This is a genomic window from Streptomyces sp. UNOC14_S4, from assembly GCF_020740835.1.
In the GTDB taxonomy this organism is placed as follows: domain Bacteria; phylum Actinomycetota; class Actinomycetes; order Streptomycetales; family Streptomycetaceae; genus Streptomyces.
Genome location: NZ_JAINFC010000140.1, coordinates 1 through 15974, shown reverse-complemented (window position 1 = coordinate 15974; position 15974 = coordinate 1). Strand labels below are relative to the sequence as shown.

The window sequence follows — 15974 nt, the reverse complement described above, 5'->3', positions numbered from 1 at the left end:
CGCGTGGGCCGCACCGTTCTGGGCGACCCTGCTCGCCGTACTGATCGTCCCCGTCGCCCCCCCCTGTTCGGGGCACTCGGCCCCGATGGCCACGGACAACTGCGGGCTTGCCAACTGCTCCCGACATCTGGAGAACGCGCTCGCCATCATCTTCTGGAGTCTGGGCGGGACCGTCACGGTCACGCCCGTCCTGCTCCTGGCGTCCTGGGTTCTGCCGCGGCGCAGGTGCTACGCCACGGCGCGTCGGTACTGCGCGTGGCTGGCGCTGGTGCCGCCCGCGCTGGTAATCCCTGTTATGCCGCCTCTGCTGACTGGTATCTCACTCTTTACCCAAGCGCGCCAATAGTTGGGCCCCCATGCGGTCGGTGTCCGCCATCGCCCCACCGAGCCTGTGGACGAGGACCCAGGCCCCATTGGTGAGCGCGCCCGCGAAGACAGAAGCGTTGTGTGTGGCTCCGGTGTGCCAGGTCACTTTGCCGACCGTCTGCCAGGTGGGGGCGGGCTCGCCCAGCTTCTGGTCAACGAGCAGTTTTCTCACCAGGTCGGCGGAGGCCTGGGGCGTCGCCCACATCCCGCCGGCAGGCAGGATGGCTCCGCTCACGGTCCAGGGCTTCAGCCGACGGCCCAGGAACCCAGTGGCGTACAGACGGCGTTCCTCAGGAGGTCGGGAAGCTATTTCTCGGATGCCCAGGGGGTCAAGTACGTAGTCTCGAACCACCTCCTCGTAGGGTGCCTTTGCCGCCTTGGACAGTGCCGCGCCAAGTACCGCGTACCCGAGGTTCGAGTAGCCCCTGTCCTGACCGGCAGGCCTGATGGTAAGACGGTCGGCCTGAGCCAGCAGAGAGTGCAGAGCGGCGTCATCGAAGGAGAGGTAGGGGTTCCTGCGCGGCAGGCCTGGTGGCTGCCTGGGCAGTCCGGAAGTGTGATGTGCCAAGTGGCGCAAGGTAATGCCGGTGTCTCGCGGCACCTTGAGCCAACGGTCCAGCGGATCGTCGATATCCAGGGCTCCCGCTTCCGACATGCGTATGAGCGCAGTGCCGGTGAGAACCTTGGTGAGTGAGCCGATCTGGACAAAGCGGTGCGGGCTATGACCGTGAACTGCTTGGGGTTCCGTCGCGCTGGTCAGAACGCAGGTAGGCGTCCGGAGCACGGTCAAGTCCTCTCATGAGCGGGTGGATGGCACCGCGCATGATGGTGTTCCTGCTGGCATGCGGTGCCTGTTTCGAGCCACCCACCGGTAGATTCCTCGAGCGCAGAGGCGGAGTAAGGGGAGCTGTGCGGTCCTCCCGGCTGTTCGGTGCCAACGGGAGGATGAACTCCCCAGGTATGCGCTCAGTGCATCCGCGCCGCCGGCGGTTACTCCGCCGTCCCGCAGCAGGAGGACCTCGCGGTCGAGCCGGTCAAGGTGTGGCTGCGTGACCTCTTCGGGCAGGGACTGCCAAGGGACGGCGATCAGACCGGGGTGGCTTCGAGTGGAGATCCGGTTGATGACGGCCTGGCAGAAGCCGCAGTCTCCATCGAAGGCCAGCACCGGTTGAGGGGAGTTGGTTGTCGAACTCATGGGTGGCCTCTCTTGATGGCTTGCCGTTCGTGTGCGTGTCCGCAGTGCTGGGTGCTTTCTGCGATCACTTACTGGGTGGGGCCATTGCGGGCTCCGGTGGGGAGTCCGACACGGGAGAGGCCGACGTTTCGATAGTCCTGTGCTGTTGTCTGACGGGATGCCCGCGTGCCGTACGGAGCCGATGGACTGCTGCGGGCCATCGCTCGATGGCCGCGCCGAGCGCTCCGCTCAGGAAGATGAGGTCGCACGCGATCATCGTGAGGGCGAAGCTGGTGAGGCCCATCAAGACACCAATGGCTACATGGAAACTGATGGAGATCACAGCTGCCCAGGGCCGCAGCTGCGGGACAAGGATGCCCAGTGGGAAGTACGCCAGGAAGATGGTGGTGGAGTAAGTCCCCAGGAAGACCAGCATGTCGTTGTTATAGACAAGGTCTGAAACACCGGGCAGGCTGAACTCCGATACCCTGAGGACATAGAAAAGAGCAGTGCCGTCCTGCCACATCTTCCCTTGCACTTTGTAAAGCCCGCTCACCATGTACACGAGGCACATCTGCATGGCGATGGCAAGAATGCCGAGGTTGTGGATGGGTTCCGACAGTGATCGAAGCGTCGCAGGGACGCGTTCCGCGATCTTGCGGGAAAGTCCGCTGGGAAACGAAAACCTGTCATAGCAGCGGGTGAGCAGCAGCATGGGGATCACGATGTACGCCAGGTTGTCCCCGCCGTCGAGAAGTACGGGCTGACGCTGGTAGATCGACCACAGGAAAACCCAGTGAACAGCCAGGCCAACCCTGCCGCCCACGCCGCAGGTCACTGCGAGGGCAGTCAGCATTCCGGCGTGGAAGACGATCTCGAACCACAAGCTGGAGCTGCTGAACGCGTAGAGGCTGAATGTTTCATTCTCGTGGACTTTGGCGGTGAACTCCGCCCACGGGAGTGCTCCGCCAGGCCCGAACAGGTATTTACGGTCGCCGTATTGGCTTGCGTAATACATGAACCCCACGAAGCCCAGCAGGAGTCGTGTGCCGCTTACTCCGAGCACACCGAAATGGTGACTGCTCATCCTGTCCAGCAGGCGGATCATCTTCTTCACAGCTCCGCCGCCTTCAGCCACTCCATGTCCTGGACGTCCACCTTGTCCTCAGCTTTGGGGTCATGGCGCTTTGACCACGGAGGGAGCTGCTGGACGTACATACGGATCTGAATCTTTTCAGGGGCTCCACCACCGCAGGCGTGGGGAATCTGCGACAAGGAATACCTCGAAAGGAACCGGACCGCCTCCTTTTGTGAAGTCTTCTCGTAAGGGGTCAGGGGGAGCTCCGGCTTCTTCTTCTCCTTTTCAGATTCACGTAGGCGCATCAGGACCGGGTCGCTGCCGTTTATCTGCTGCACGCTTCCGGTGACCAGACGCGACATACGGGACGGAAAGAATCTGCTCTGCTGGGCTTTCTCGACATACTTCGTCGTGACGTCATAGAAGCCGGTGGTCGACCCGTCCGAACACATGACCCGCGCCAAGATTCCGCGATTATCGGAAAGTGGGTCCGGCGCGAAGAGCATCCAGTTCTGCGAGAAATAGGGGCCGAGATAGTCGGCCGCGTAGTGGTAATAGCGAAGCTTCACCGGGGTCAGCGGCATCTGTGAGAACGCGGACGCCAGGAAATGAAGGCCCAGGAGGGCGGCGCCGAAAAGCAGCGCCACCCTCCTGGCTACAGCGTGTTCCTTCACTTGTCGAAAACCGTCTCGACGGAGGCGTCGTTGGGAAGCGACTGGTTGGAGGGCGAGCCCCACGCATCCAGGGCGTTTCCGGCGAGCTCTGCAGCCTGATCGCCGGCCAGTTCGGCCGCCGCCTTGGCGTGAACCGCGGCCTTCTCGCCGGCGCTGACGGCGGCACGGCCAACGGCCTTGCCCGCCTTGCCCACGGCGCCCGCCGCCTTGCCTGCAATCTTGCCCAGACCCCCGATCGCCATCGGAGCGTCGGCCGGCTCCTAGGCCTGAGCCTCAACAGCAGCAACAGGTGCCGCGGGGACCTCCGACGCCTGCGCCGATCCCTGCGTGACCACCAGGAGCGCGGCGCCACCGAGGGCCACCCCTATGCCTGCAATTAACTTCTTCATCTTCATCCCTTGCCTATTGCCCCGCCTGATGGGCGGAGGGCGATCAGTGCGGTACCTGGCATTTCTTTCGGCGTATTCCTGTGACACAGGGCGGTACAGCGAAAGTGCCACCCTGCCGCGCCCAGGCGTAATCGCCGGGGTTTTTTGCTTTATCCCAAGAGGCCTGGAGCGCGTTACGAATAGTCACATGGCCATGCCATGTGACTATGGTCCGGAAATACAAGAGGCCTGACCTAAACATGCTGACGAGATACCGCTCCACGGGGAGTGCAGCGAGTAAGGGAAGTGGTGGATGACACTCCCTTTCCTCCCCGATCTTGAACGATCACGTTACGTAGCGGGCGGGCGTCGCTTCCGTTCCCCGCAGGCCGCGGACATAACCGCACGTTTTCCGGTCAGCGCGTCACGGTGACCGCTCAGTGTCACTTGATCAACCTGGCCAAAAACTTCCCCATGCACTGGCCATGACTCGCCATAGTGGCTTGTTTAGTGTTCATCCACGGTGTAGCCGGGCGATCTTGGCCCGCCCTGCCCGGCAAGGTGGAGTTCTGCGAGGCCGCGGCCGGAACGACTCAGGCCAACCAGAGCCGGACCAGGGAAAGGCGGTCCTGCTGCGGCTATGCGAGAACATCGAAGCGGGCGTGCCCACCGACCTGGCCGCGCTCTACGCTCTGCCCCAGGCAGCCACCGAGGAGTTCAACGACCTCGAGGCCGAGTTCGAGGCCGCCAGCAGCGAGATCGAGACCATAGCCAGGGACTTCTGGTTCATCGCCCGCGCCTACGGCTTCACGGACGCGGACGCGGAAGAGCTGATCGCCACACGGGAGTGGTGAGCCCGCCGTCCCCAGAAACGAACTGCACCCAATTCGTTTGCCCCGCACCGGCGAACGCCCGGAAGATCGCGCCATGGACTTCTTCCTGACCACCGAGCGGCTCGCCCTGCGGCCCTTCGCGGACACCGTGGCCGACCTCGACCTCGTCGTCGAGCTGGACGGCGACCCCGTCGTGATGCGGTACATCACCGGAGGGCGGCCGATGACGCGGGCCGAGGTCCGGGCCGAGTCGTTCGAGCGGATGCTGCGCGGGGGATTCTGGGCGACGCACCTGCGCGGGACGGGCGAGTTCATCGGCTGGCACTGCCTGCGCGAGCTGCCCGACGGCCCGGCCGGGTCGGCTGATCTGGGTTACCGACTGCGGCGTGACGCGTGGGGCAAGGGGTACGCGACCGAGGGCGCCCTCGCGCTCATCGAGAAGGGGTTCGGCGAGCTCGGCTACGCGCAGATCACCGCCAACACGATGTCCGTCAACGCGGGCTCCCGCCACGTCATGGAGAAGTGCGGGCTCGCCCACTCCCGTACGTACTTCGAGGACTGGCCGTACCCCGTCGAGGGGGACGAGCACGGGGACGTCGAATACGTCCTGACCCGCGAGGAATGGCTGGCGGCTCGCCGGTGAGCGTGCCGTTCCGGATGTCCGCGCCATCGACCCCGCAGTCCTGCGCGAGCTGCGCGAAAAGGACTCGCCGACGGACCGGATCCGCCCGCCCTGTCACATTCCTCCGTCGCCAGGAGTCATAGCGATGGATCCACGGGATCCAGCCGAAGGTGCCGGGAGGCCGACTCCCGGGCCGGACGAGTCTTGGAGGAGTCATGGCGGCGAACATCCTGGTCACCGGCGGTACGGGCACGCTGGGCGGCCACGTCGTCCCCCTGCTGCGGGAGGCCGGGCGCAGTGTGCGGGTCCTCAGTCGGCACAGCCGTGAGGCCGGGGCCGACGGGGTCGAGTACGTGACCGGCGACCTGGTCGAGGACGAGGGCGTCGAGGCCGCGGTGGACGGGGTCGAGATCGTCCTGCACCTCGCGGGCGGGCCCAAGGGTGACGACGAGGCCACCCGGAACCTGGTGCGGGCCGCCGCGTCGGCCGGGGTGCGGCACCTGGTGTACATCTCAGTCATCGGGGCGGACAGGCTCCCGCTGGGCTACTTCAAGGCCAAGCTCGGCGCGGAGCGGGCGGTTTCGGACTCCGGGATTCCGTGGACGACGCTGCGTGCCGCCCAGTTCCACGACCTGGCCCTGAAGGTGGCGCGGACGATGGCCAAGCTGCCGGTCCTGCCCGCCCCCGGCGGACTGCGGTGGGAGCCGGTCGACTCGCGCGAGGTGGCGGCCCGCCTCGTGGAGCTCACGCTCGGCGAACCGGCCGGCCTGGTGCCCGACCTGGCCGGACCGGCCGTATACGGGCTGGACGAGCTGGTCCGCGGATACCTCCGGGCGTGCGGCAAGCACCGGTTGACGCTGCCCGTCCGCATGCCCGGAAAGGTCGGCCGCGCGTACCGCGACGGCGAGAACCTGTCCCTCGACGGGACCGCCGTGGGCACACGGACCTGGGAGGACTTCCTGGCGGAGCGGCTGCGCGGCCAGGAAGCCGGTTCCCTTGAGGAGGCCGTCGCCTAGAGCGGCTTCAGAGAAGCGTCGCCCCCGGGACCGGGCCGGACGCGATGCGGACCGCGCGGCACGTACCGGACGCGCGGAGGGCCTCCGCCACCTTCTCCGCCTCGTCGGCGTTCGCGGACAGGAACGCGGTGGTCGGGCCCGAGCCCGAGACCATCGCGGCCAGGGCACCACCCTGCGTGCCCGCGTCCAGGGTGGCGGTCAGGGAGGGGCGGAGGGAGACCGCCGCCGCCTGGAGGTCGTTGCCGACGGCCGCGGCGAGGGCGTGCGCGTCGCCCGTGCGCAGGGCTTCGAGCAGCGCGGGCGACGGCTCCGGGTCGGGGATGTCCTCGGATGTGGCGCCCGTGCCGGAGGCGACGCGCAGGCGGTCGCACTCGGCGTACACGGCCGGGGTCGACAGGCCGCCGTCCGCCACCGCGAACACCCAGTGGAACGTGCCGCCGACCTCCAGCGGCGTCAGGATCTCGCCCCGGCCGCGGCCCAGCGCCGCCCCGCCGACGAGGCTGAACGGCACGTCGCTGCCGAGCTCCGCGCAGATCTCCAGCAGCTCCTCGCGCGGGGCGTTCGTGCCCCACAGCGCGTCGCACGCGAGCAGCGCGCCCGCGGCGTCGGCGCTGCCGCCCGCCATGCCGCCCGCCACGGGGATGTCCTTGGCGATATGGATGTGGACGAGGGGCTCGCGCCCGTACCGCGCGCCCAGTGCGCGCGCCGCGCGCGCCGCGAGGTTGGTGTCGTCGAGGGGGACGTGCGCCGCGTCCGGGCCGGAGCAGGTGAGGCTCAGGGCATCGGCAGGGGTGACGGTGATCTCGTCGTGCAGGCCGACTGCCAGGAAGACGTTGGCGAGGTCGTGGAATCCGTCGGGGCGTACGCCGCCCACGGCGAGCTGGACGTTGACCTTGGCGGGGACGCGGACGGTTACGCGGGTCACTGCGTTTGGCTCCTTGCTGGTCGTCGGCGAGCCCTGATTCTTCCAGTGCGGCGACTTCACGGTAACCGGGTGCCGGTGCCGCCTACTGGGGTGCCTCTTGCGCTCGGCGCGCGGCCGCGGGTCGTGTACGGCTGGTCGCGCAGTTCCCCGCGCCCCTCAAGCCGCCTACGAGCTCGGCCAGCTGCGCGCGTCTGCGTCTGCGGGCCGTTCTTTGGTTGCTCGCGCAGTTCCTCGCGCCCGGCCGGGGTCCGGGGCGGAGCCCCGAAACGGGGGCCTGGGGCGCAGCCCCAGGAAAACTCTCCCCACCCACAGCAACCCCACTCAGCCCGTCCGGCGATTGAGGACGTGGCCGGAGGCCGCTCCCGCCCGCAGGGCGGCAACGGCGGGAAGCCCACGCCAGGTACCGGTTACGGTTACGGCTTGTGTTCCGCGATCGCCACGAACTCGTGGACCGTGAGCGCCTCGCCACGTGCCTGCGGGGAGACACCCGCCGCGACCAGCGCGGATTCCGCCGCCGCGGCGGAGCCGGCCCAGCCGGCGAGCGCGGCGCGCAGCGTCTTGCGGCGCTGGGCGAAAGCGGCGTCGACCACCGCGAAGACCTCCTCGCGGCTCGCCGTCGTCTCGATGGGCTTCTCGCGGCGGACCAGGGAGACGAGGCCGGAGTCGACGTTCGGGGCGGGCCAGAAGACGTTGCGGCCGATGGAGCCGGCGCGCTTGACCTCGGCGTACCAGGCGGCCTTCACCGAGGGCACGCCGTAGACCTTGGAGCCGGGCGCGGCGGCCAGCCGGTCCGCCACCTCGGCCTGGACCATGACGAGGGTGCGCTCGATGCTGGGGAACTCCGCCAGCATGTGCAGCAGCACAGGGACGGCGACGTTGTAGGGCAGGTTGGCGACGAGCGCGGTCGGCGCGGGGCCGGGCAGCTCGGTGACGTGCATGGCGTCGCTGTGCACGAGTGCGAAGCGGTCGGCGCGCTCGGGGAGGCGGGCGGCGATCGTCGCCGGCAGGGCCGCGGCCAGCACGTCGTCGATCTCGACGGCGGTGACGCGGTCGGCGACCTCCAGCAGGGCGAGGGTCAGCGACCCCAGGCCGGGGCCGATCTCGACCACGACGTCGTCGGGCCGTACCTCGGCGGTGCGGACGATCCGCCGGACCGTGTTGGCGTCGATCACGAAGTTCTGGCCGCGCTGCTTGGTGGGGCGTACCCCCAGGGCAGCGGCCAGTTCGCGGATGTCCGCCGGACCGAGGAGGGCGCCGGACTCGTCTGTGCTGGGGCTGGAGCTCACCCGTGAAGTTTACGGCCGCACACGGGCCAGGGGCTCGCCCCCCGGCTGACGTAGAGCTTCTTGGCCCGGAAGGTCTGCTCGGACGCGGGTGCGTCCTGTGGTCTGCCGGAGCCGCCGAGGGACTGCCAGGTGTGCGTGTCGAACTGGTAGAGCCCGCCGTAGGTGCCGGTGGGGTCGACCGCGTCGGGCCGCCCGCCCGCCTCGCACTGGGCGAGCCCGGACCAGTTCAGGCCCTCGGCGCCGCCGACGGTGGTGGGGCGGGGCTTGGTGCCGACCTTGACGATCTGGGTGCGGGGCTCCCGGACCGTCTCCGAGTGGATCTTCTTGGGCTTCTGCTTGACGCCGTTGACGATGCGCAGCGCGTACGTCGTGCGCTCCATGCCCTTCTCGCCGCTCTGGGCGACGACCTCGGTGCCCTTGTAGAGCGTGGGGTCGTCGTGGCGCTCGGTCTCGAAGTCGATGGGCGTCTCGCGGACCTCCTCGGTGCCGGTGATCCGCATGACGGAGATCGTCTGGCCGTCGCGCGGGAAGCTGTCGGGGTCGACGGAGGTGGTGTCCTGGCCGTGCAGGCTGATGCCGGCCGTGCCGAGGGCCTCGCGGACGGTGGCGGCGTTGGTGCGCACGGTGCGCTCGCGCCCGTCGGCCATGAAGGTGACGGACCGCTCGGTGCGGACGTGCAGGTCGAGGCCGTGGCGCGAGATCGGGGCGCTGCGGGAGGCCGACAGGTAGGCCCCCTCGGCGCGGACGCCGAGCTCACGCAGGGCGCCGTCGACGGTGCTGGCGGTGGTCCACACCTGGTGCTGCCGGCCGTCGAGGGTGAGGGCCACGGGCCGCCCGTAGCGGACGGTGACCTGGTCGCCCGCGGTCAGGCCGTGGTGGTGGCCGGGGGTGACGGCGTCGTGCTCGCCCACCGCCAGGTGCTCGTCGGCGAGCAGCTCGTCGACGTCGTCGGCGAAGGTGTGCAGGGTGCGGGAGCGGCCCTCGATGTCGAGCTTGACGGTCTTGTCCGCGGCGATGAAGGAGGACGTGCCCCCCGCGAGGAAGGCCACGACGAGGGCCTGCGGGATGAGGCGGCGCAGCGTGTCGGGGCGTTCGCCGGACCGCTTGTCGCCGGATCTCTTGCGGCGGCCCGCGCCCCGGCGCGCTCCGGTGCGCTGGGGCGCCGTTTCCGCGCCCCCCTCGCCCCCCTCCGCCTGGTCCTCGGCCGGAGCCACGACGTCCGGGGCCGCGGGCTGCCGGGGCAGGAGGTCGTCCAGGCCCTGGAAGTCGTGCAGGTGCGTGAGGACCGGGAGCTCTTCGGGCGCGTAGCCGACGTGGGCGCCGTGGGTGCCGTGGGTGCCGTGGGCACCGTGCGGGGCCGCTTCGCGCGGTTCGGGCAGGAAGGGGTCGTACGGGCCGTCCACCGGCGTGGTGAACCCGTAGCGCTCGCCGTCCGCGGCGTACGGCACGTACGGGGCGTAGGCCCCGTAGGGCGTGGCGGGATCGTACGGGTCGTGGTCGTACGGGTCGTAGAGGCCGTAGGGCGGTGCTTCGGCCGCACCGCTGGTTGCGGCACGGGGGCTGCCCGGTGCTTGAGTCACGCGACACTCCCCTGGGGTCGAGCTACCGGCCCCGGGACTGTAGCGGAGGGAGTATCACTCTCCAAAGTCGGATCGTCACACTGCGTCGCACAAGTATGCGTCAGTAACCGAACGCGCGAGCGGTGTTTGCGGCGACGGCCGTGGCCAGGGCGTCCTCCCCGATTCCCAGGTAGCCGGCCATGGCCCGCAAAGTGACCGGAATGAGGTACGGCGCATTGGGCCGTCCGCGATACGGCATCGGCGTCAGATACGGCGCGTCGGTCTCCACCAGGACGCGGTCAAGGGGGGTCACCGCGAGTGCGTCCCGGAGGTCCTGCGCGTTCTTGAAGGTGACGTTGCCCGCGAAGGAGAGGTAGTAGCCCGCCTCCGCGCAGACCTTCGCCATCTCGGCGTCGCCGGAGTAGCAGTGGAAGACGACCGTCCCGGGCGCGCCCTCCTCGCGCAGCACCCGCAGGACGTCGTCGTGGGCCTCGCGGTCGTGGATGACCAGGGCCTTGCCGTGGCGCTTGGCGATGTCGATGTGGCGGCGGAAGGAGTACTCCTGCGCGGCCATGCCCTCGGGGCCCGTACGGAAGTAGTCGAGGCCGGTCTCGCCGACGCCGCGCACGTGCGGGAGCGCGGCCAGCTCGTCGATCCGCTCCAGCGCCGCGTCGAGGGCGGCCTGGCCGCCCGGCTGCCGGGCGCCCTGCCGCGACCAACCGTCGGGGTCGCCGTGCACGATGCGCGGAGCCTCGTTGGGGTGCAGGGCCACGGTGGCCCAGACGTTCTCGTGGGCGGCGGCCGTCTCGGCGGCCCACGCCGAACCCGCCAGGTCGCAGCCGACCTGGATCACGGTCGTGACGCCGACGGAAGCGGCCTTGGCCAGGGCCTCGTCGACGGAACCCGCCTGCATGTCCAGGTGGGTGTGGCTGTCGGCCACCTGCACCGTCAGCGGCTCCGGGAGGGGCGGAGGGACGTCCTTGTCGTTCTTCTTCCGCTCACTGCCGGAGGTGCCGCTGTTCGATGCCATGCCCGCGATTCTAGGGAGCGCGGGTACAGGCGCTTACTTCTGGTGGTGCTGGAAGGGGTGGAGGAGATCGGACAGGTGCCAGTGGTGCTTCTCCGCGTCCTTCGCGTGCTTCGCGTGCTCCGCGCGGTCCGGGTCGTCGGCGACCGCGATGGGCGGACCCGCGGTGGCCTGGTCGGGCGCGACCCGGCTGCTGGCCGGCTGGTGCATCACGTGGGCCACGGTGGAGACCCGGCCCGAGCGCATGATCCGGACGACGTGCTCGCCACAGTTCTCGCAGGTCGGACGGGTCAGCGGAGACGGGACCCGCACGCCGTCCGCGTAGTAGACGACGAACGGCTTGCCGTCCGCGTCCACGTGGTGCTGGATGTCGTACGACTGCTCCCAGCCGTGCCCGCACCGCATGCAGGCGAAGGAATACGACTCATGAGCCGTCTCGTGCGCTGTCTCGGGTGTGCCCTGCACGGGCGCCGGGGGCCGGGTGACTATCGGCCGGACTCCGCTCGCGCTTCCTGCGATCTCGCTCATGGCAGCTCCTCTTGTCCTGGAGGACAAGTTCTCTCCGGGATCGGACGTCCCACATCAAGGGAACGCCCTTACCGGCGATCACGCAGCAGCCCTGTACCGAATTGGGGCAAACTTGGCGGCGCACTGTCCAAAGTGCCAGGCTGCGCGGCCTAAGCTTTGCCTTTCACGATAGCCCTTTACCCTCTTATGGGGCCTGTTGGGCAGCATTCTTTGCCGCTACGACGGCATCGAACACGTCCCGTTTGGGTAGACCTGCCTCTGCGGCCACAGCCGCGATCGCCTCCTTGCGGCGCTCACCGGCCTCCTCCCTGATCCGCACCCGGCGGACGAGCTCCTCGGCGTCGAGCTCCTGCGGGCCGCGCTCGGCCGCGCCCTCCACCACGATGGTGATCTCGCCGCGCACACCCTCGGCGGCCCAGGCGGCGAGCTCCTTCAGCGGGCCGCGCTTGACCTCCTCGTACGTCTTGGTGAGCTCGCGGCACACCGCCGCCCGGCGGTCCGCGCCCAGCACCTCGGCCATGGCGGCGAGGGTGTCGTCCAGGCGGTGCGGCGCCTCGAAGTAGACGAGCGTGCGGCGCTCGTCCGCGACCTCGCGCAGCCGCCCGAGCCGCTCGCCCGCCTTGCGCGGCAGGAAGCCCTCGAAGCAGAACCGGTCCACGGGGAGCCCGCTCAGCGCGAGCGCCGTCAGCACGGCCGACGGGCCCGGCACCGCCGTGACCTTGATGTCGCGCTCCACGGCCGCGGCCACCAGCCGGTAGCCGGGGTCGGAGACGGACGGCATGCCCGCGTCGGTCACCAGCAGCACCCGCGCGCCGCCCTCCAGCGCCTCCACGAGCTCGGGCGTACGGGCGGACTCGTTGCCCTCGAAGTACGACACCACCCGCCCGGTGGTGTGCACGCCCAGCGCCTGCGTCAGGCGGCGCAGCCGCCGCGTGTCCTCCGCGGCGATCACCTCGGCGGCGGCGAGCTCGGCGGACAGCCGAGGGGGTGCGTCGGCGACGTCGCCGATGGGGGTACCTGCGAGTACGAGCGTTCCGGTCACCCTCCCATCCTCTCAGGGGGAGCCGTCATGAAAGGAACGCGACCGACGAGAGGAACGCGGCCGTCGCCGTGATCTGCCCGGCTGAGCGGGACCGGCCGCCGATCGGGTGAACCGAAGGTTCGCGAGCCGCGGAGCGGGGGAGACTCCTGCGACCCCTCGGAGGTGAACATGGCCGGATTCCTCGACCGGGCCAAGGAACAGGCCCAGTCCGCCCTCGCCCAAGGGAAGCAGAAGGTGGACGAGGTCCAGCAGCAACGAGCTGGGAACGATCTGCTGAGGCAGCTCGGCGCGGCCTATTACGCCGAGAGGCGCGGGTCGGGCTCGGACCAGGCCACTCAGGACGCGCTCAGCGCCCTGGAAGCCCACATCGCCACGCACGGGGACGGCTTCCTGCGCGGCTGATCCGGCACTGTCGTCACGCCAGTGGCCCCTCACCGCTACCAGCAGGACAGATCCTGAACGCGTGCGTTCGAACTGCGCAAAGAAGTGGGCGCTTACGGACCAATTCTGCCTTCCCTGACGCCCACGCACGGAAGCCCGTACGGTACCGCGACGCAGGGAGACACGGGGGGAGGCCATCATGCGAGGTTTCCTGCGCAGAATCGGGGTACGGGACAGCGGTCCGGCCATGGCGATCGGCTCGCATGCCACTGCCGTCAGCGGAGTGTTCATCGGGGGCGCTGTCAGCCAGGAGGGCGACGTCCGGGGGGTGTTGGCGGATCTGGTCCGGCAGCAGTGGGACGACGAGCGGACCAGCCGGGAACTGGAGGACCCGGTGGCCATACCGGTGCGCTGGCGCACCACCCGCGACCTTCGGCTCATGGACACCTCGAAGAACCTGGCGCCTTCGTCCCTGCGGCTGACGTTCACCTGTGACGACATCAGTCCACTGGTCCGGGAGTTCCGTCTCATGCCGAGGCGCCGGCTGGTGATCGTCGGGGAGGCGGGGTCGGGGAAGACCTCCCTCGCCGTACTGCTGGTCCGTGCCCTGCTCGCGGACGGCTGGGGGAAACGCCGGGGGAAACAGGGCTCCGACGAGCCCGTGCCCGTCCTGCTCTCGGTCGCCGACTGGGACCCGGAGAAGGTCAAGCCGCACGACTGGATCGTCGGCCGGCTGAGCCGCGACTATCCCTCCCTGGGCATCGCCCGGTTGACGCGGCTGGTCGCCAAGCGGCAGGTCCTGCCCGTCCTCGACGGCCTGGACGAGATGCCCGACGGCCCGCGAGCGGCCGCCATCACCGCCCTGAGCCGCTACCTGGTGCCGGAAGCCCCGCTGATCCTCACCTGTCGCACCACCGCGTACCTGGAGGCGGTCGGCGAATCCGCCCGGAAGACCTTCGCCTCCGCGCTGGTCATCGAGCCCTGCGAGCTCGCGCCCCGCGCCGTCGCCGACTATCTGCGCCGCTGCAGACCGGACCCCGGCCCCTCCTGGGAACGAGTGCTGTCGGCCTTGCACGATCCGGACGGCGTCCCGCCCGCCGCCCGACGGCCGGTCGCGGTCCTCGGCGACGTCCTGGCCTCGCCCCTGGGGGTGTGGCTCGTCCGCACCGCCTACGCCAGGGCCGACCCGGCCGAGCTGCTGGAGCCGGACCGGTTCCGTGACGCCGAGGAGCTGTTCGAGCACCTCCTCGACGCCTTGGTCCCCGCCGTCATCGAAACGCGCCGACCCCCCGAGAGCCGGAGGACCCGGCTCCGGCGGAGGCGGGACGAACCCCGCAACCGCCATCTGCCGCGCGTCAGGCACGACCCGGACGACGTCCGGCGCTGGCTCGGGTACCTGGCCACACTGGCACCCGACAAGCCGGACCTGGCCTGGTGGCACCTGGCCCGGACCACCGGCGCCGTCAGCCCCGGCTTCTGCTTCGCCTTCGGGCTCCTGACGACCGTGCTGGCCACCGCCACCGCCGCTTACATCGGCACCTCGGTACTGCTGTTCCCCTTCGGCAGGGTCCTCGTGGGCAGCCTCATATTCGGCCTGGTGACCGGCTTCTGGGCCGTCCTCGCTCCGATGGCCTGGCCGGACGACGAACCCGGCTACCGGAAATCCTTGCGCAACGGACTGTCCGGCCTCGGCCGCACCGTTACCGAAACGCAGATCATCCAGCTGAAAGCCGTCTTCTCGGCCACCATCATCCTGTCGGTCCTCGGCGTCCGCCCCCTGTATGGGCTGTTCCTGATGGGATGCCTCATCGTGGTCACGGCCGGCGCCGCGCACGGCTTCCTGAAGTGGGTGGAGGTACCCGCACCCGCCGACCAGCCGGTCTTTCCACCGGACCACCTCCGGAACGACCGCAATCTCAACATGCTCCGCATGACCGTCATCGGCTGCGCCTACGCCGTCATAGGCATGGCCACCGGATGCCTCCGGTCACCCGCCGTAGGGCTGTATATCGCCACCTGCGCCGGGCTGGGCGCGGCATTCAGCACCGGGCTCATCGCCGGGTGCCACCGCGCCTGGTTCGCCTACCGGATCACCGCCACCCGTCTCGCCTGCCAGGGCCACCTGCCGCGGCACCTGATGGACTTCCTCGACGACGCCCACCGCCTGGGCCTGCTCCGCGCGGTCGGCCCCGTCCACCAGTTCCGCCACCAGGCCCTCCGGCAGAGGCTGGCCGCCGTGCACGCGCGGACCACCGAGACCGCCGGACCAGAACCTACCTGTGAGTAATACCGGTCGCGTGCGCGGGCCGGGTTCCCGAGCGACGCTGGGACAGGGGACCGTGTACGGAGGAGGCGCGAGATGCCGAAGGTATCGAAGGAGAGCGCGGCGCAGCTCTCGGACCACGGCCCGGTCGTCGACCGGCACGAGGAGATCGACGGCTACTCGGTCAACTTCGTGTCCTTCGCCGAGGACATCGACGCGACCCACCTGCTGAAGGACCTGCCGGGCGAAGCCTGCACCTGCCCGCACTGGGGCTACGTCATCAAGGGCATCGTCACCTTCCGCTTCCCGGACCACGAGGAGACGTTCGAGGAGGGCGACGCGTTCTATGTGGCCAGGGGCCACGTGCCGCGGGCGGTGGCGGGGACGGAGCTCCTCCAGTTCAGCCCGGCGGCGGAGTACCACGTGGTGGAGGCGACGATCCGACGCACCCTCCAGAAGATGGGCTCCTGCTGACGGGGGGCGCGCCCCTTCAGGGGCGCGGGGAACTGCGCGAGCAACCAGCGACGGCCCGCACCCGCCGGACGAACACGGGCGACCGAGCTCGCAGGCGGCTTCTCAGGGGCGCGGGGAACTGCGCGACAAGCCCCCACCGGACCCGCAAGCCGCGCGCCGAGCGCAAGACGCACCCCCATAGGCGAGCGGGGCCCGGGGCGGCAGCCCCGGTGCAGGCACCGGCGAAGTGGGGCACCCCGAGCTCGTACAAAAGAAGCGGGGCACCCCACCACGAAAAAGCCCGGCGCTAGCCGGCCAGCATCAACCCGATCCCCACCACCATCAACCCCGCCGCGGCGACCCGCGGCCCCCCGAACCG

At 69.6% G+C, this 15974-nt stretch carries 18 protein-coding genes; 6 read left to right on the top strand and 12 right to left on the bottom strand.

Annotated elements, in window-relative coordinates:
- From K6I34_RS15195 to K6I34_RS15170, 6 genes are all read right to left on the bottom strand, one after another.
- The coding region (locus tag K6I34_RS15195; protein WP_229326309.1) for a hypothetical protein at window positions 1–183 on the bottom strand (183 nt) is incomplete at its 3' end.
- 136 nt (window positions 184–319) lie between these two features.
- The gene (locus K6I34_RS15190; RefSeq protein WP_229326315.1) at window positions 320–1150 is read right to left on the bottom strand and encodes a serine hydrolase; all 831 of its coding nucleotides are present in this window, start codon (window positions 1148–1150) and stop codon (window positions 320–322) included.
- A gap of 12 nt (window positions 1151–1162) precedes the next feature.
- Window positions 1163–1561 carry a thiol-disulfide oxidoreductase DCC family protein gene (locus K6I34_RS15185; RefSeq protein ID WP_229326307.1) on the bottom strand — a complete coding sequence of 133 codons (399 nt, stop codon included), beginning with the start codon at window positions 1559–1561 and terminating at the stop codon, window positions 1163–1165.
- Window positions 1562–1625: 64 nt separating this feature from the next.
- Window positions 1626–2648 (bottom strand): HTTM domain-containing protein, encoded by a 1023-nt coding sequence (locus K6I34_RS15180; protein ID WP_229326313.1) that lies wholly within the window; start codon window positions 2646–2648, stop codon window positions 1626–1628.
- Between the two features lie 5 nt (window positions 2649–2653).
- Window positions 2654–3265: a DUF5819 family protein gene (locus tag K6I34_RS15175; protein ID WP_229326305.1), complete on the bottom strand. Its 612-nt coding sequence runs from the start codon at window positions 3263–3265 to the stop codon at window positions 2654–2656.
- A gap of 23 nt (window positions 3266–3288) precedes the next feature.
- The gene (locus K6I34_RS15170) at window positions 3289–3534 is read right to left on the bottom strand and encodes a hypothetical protein (RefSeq protein ID WP_229326303.1); all 246 of its coding nucleotides are present in this window, start codon (window positions 3532–3534) and stop codon (window positions 3289–3291) included.
- 695 nt (window positions 3535–4229) lie between these two features.
- Between K6I34_RS15170 and K6I34_RS15165 the strand changes: the two genes are divergently transcribed.
- From K6I34_RS15165 to K6I34_RS15155, 3 genes are all read left to right on the top strand, one after another.
- Window positions 4230–4514 carry a DUF5713 family protein gene (locus K6I34_RS15165; protein WP_229326311.1) on the top strand — a complete coding sequence of 95 codons (285 nt, stop codon included), beginning with the start codon at window positions 4230–4232 and terminating at the stop codon, window positions 4512–4514.
- 73 nt (window positions 4515–4587) lie between these two features.
- Window positions 4588–5136, top strand: coding sequence for a GNAT family N-acetyltransferase (locus K6I34_RS15160; RefSeq protein ID WP_229326301.1), 549 nt, complete (start codon window positions 4588–4590; stop codon window positions 5134–5136).
- 194 nt (window positions 5137–5330) lie between these two features.
- Complete coding sequence (locus K6I34_RS15155) at window positions 5331–6131, top strand: SDR family oxidoreductase (protein WP_229326299.1); 801 nt, start codon at window positions 5331–5333, stop codon at window positions 6129–6131.
- 7 nt (window positions 6132–6138) lie between these two features.
- Here K6I34_RS15155 and K6I34_RS15150 read toward each other — a convergent pair whose 3' ends face one another.
- The 6 genes from K6I34_RS15150 to rsmI all read right to left on the bottom strand — a co-directional run bounded on the left by K6I34_RS15150 (window position 6139) and on the right by rsmI (window position 12498).
- Window positions 6139–7056 carry a 4-(cytidine 5'-diphospho)-2-C-methyl-D-erythritol kinase gene (locus tag K6I34_RS15150; protein WP_229326297.1) on the bottom strand — a complete coding sequence of 306 codons (918 nt, stop codon included), beginning with the start codon at window positions 7054–7056 and terminating at the stop codon, window positions 6139–6141.
- 413 nt (window positions 7057–7469) lie between these two features.
- Complete coding sequence (gene rsmA / locus K6I34_RS15145) at window positions 7470–8342, bottom strand: 16S rRNA (adenine(1518)-N(6)/adenine(1519)-N(6))-dimethyltransferase RsmA (RefSeq protein ID WP_229326295.1); 873 nt, start codon at window positions 8340–8342, stop codon at window positions 7470–7472.
- Window positions 8339–9922, bottom strand: coding sequence for a resuscitation-promoting factor (locus tag K6I34_RS15140; RefSeq protein WP_229326293.1), 1584 nt, complete (start codon window positions 9920–9922; stop codon window positions 8339–8341). The genes rsmA and K6I34_RS15140 overlap by 4 nt, the downstream gene beginning before the upstream one ends.
- A 100-nt stretch (window positions 9923–10022) precedes the next feature.
- On the bottom strand, window positions 10023–10931 hold the full coding sequence (locus K6I34_RS15135) for a TatD family hydrolase (RefSeq protein ID WP_229326291.1): 909 nt from the start codon (window positions 10929–10931) through the stop codon (window positions 10023–10025).
- Window positions 10932–10964: 33 nt separating this feature from the next.
- Window positions 10965–11456 carry a hypothetical protein gene (locus K6I34_RS15130; protein WP_229326290.1) on the bottom strand — a complete coding sequence of 164 codons (492 nt, stop codon included), beginning with the start codon at window positions 11454–11456 and terminating at the stop codon, window positions 10965–10967.
- A gap of 184 nt (window positions 11457–11640) precedes the next feature.
- Complete coding sequence (gene rsmI, locus K6I34_RS15125; protein ID WP_229326288.1) at window positions 11641–12498, bottom strand: 16S rRNA (cytidine(1402)-2'-O)-methyltransferase; 858 nt, start codon at window positions 12496–12498, stop codon at window positions 11641–11643.
- 168 nt (window positions 12499–12666) lie between these two features.
- Here rsmI and K6I34_RS15120 point away from each other — a divergent pair, with 168 nt between their 5' ends.
- From K6I34_RS15120 to K6I34_RS15110, 3 genes are all read left to right on the top strand, one after another.
- Window positions 12667–12900, top strand: coding sequence for a hypothetical protein (locus tag K6I34_RS15120; RefSeq protein ID WP_229326286.1), 234 nt, complete (start codon window positions 12667–12669; stop codon window positions 12898–12900).
- Between the two features lie 178 nt (window positions 12901–13078).
- Window positions 13079–15166 carry an NACHT domain-containing NTPase gene (locus K6I34_RS15115; RefSeq protein WP_229326284.1) on the top strand — a complete coding sequence of 696 codons (2088 nt, stop codon included), beginning with the start codon at window positions 13079–13081 and terminating at the stop codon, window positions 15164–15166.
- A 72-nt stretch (window positions 15167–15238) separates the two neighbouring features.
- Window positions 15239–15616, top strand: coding sequence for a hypothetical protein (locus K6I34_RS15110; protein ID WP_229326282.1), 378 nt, complete (start codon window positions 15239–15241; stop codon window positions 15614–15616).
- Window positions 15617–15974: the final 358 nt, after the last annotated feature.

Excerpts from the sequence above, each read along its gene's own strand:
- K6I34_RS15185 (WP_229326307.1), bottom strand. The coding sequence starts at position 1,561 with ATGAGTTCGACAACCAACTCCCCTCAACCGGTGCTGGCCTTCGATGGA.
- K6I34_RS15180 (WP_229326313.1), bottom strand. The coding sequence starts at position 2,648 with ATGATCCGCCTGCTGGACAGGATGAGCAGTCACCATTTCGGTGTGCTC.
- K6I34_RS15170 (WP_229326303.1), bottom strand. The coding sequence starts at position 3,534 with ATGGCGATCGGGGGTCTGGGCAAGATTGCAGGCAAGGCGGCGGGCGCC.
- K6I34_RS15160 (WP_229326301.1), top strand. The coding sequence starts at position 4,588 with ATGGACTTCTTCCTGACCACCGAGCGGCTCGCCCTGCGGCCCTTCGCG.
- K6I34_RS15155 (WP_229326299.1), top strand. The coding sequence starts at position 5,331 with ATGGCGGCGAACATCCTGGTCACCGGCGGTACGGGCACGCTGGGCGGC.
- K6I34_RS15135 (WP_229326291.1), bottom strand. The coding sequence starts at position 10,931 with ATGGCATCGAACAGCGGCACCTCCGGCAGTGAGCGGAAGAAGAACGAC.
- K6I34_RS15130 (WP_229326290.1), bottom strand. The coding sequence starts at position 11,456 with ATGAGCGAGATCGCAGGAAGCGCGAGCGGAGTCCGGCCGATAGTCACC.
- K6I34_RS15120 (WP_229326286.1), top strand. The coding sequence starts at position 12,667 with ATGGCCGGATTCCTCGACCGGGCCAAGGAACAGGCCCAGTCCGCCCTC.
- K6I34_RS15115 (WP_229326284.1), top strand. The coding sequence starts at position 13,079 with ATGCGAGGTTTCCTGCGCAGAATCGGGGTACGGGACAGCGGTCCGGCC.
- K6I34_RS15110 (WP_229326282.1), top strand. The coding sequence starts at position 15,239 with ATGCCGAAGGTATCGAAGGAGAGCGCGGCGCAGCTCTCGGACCACGGC.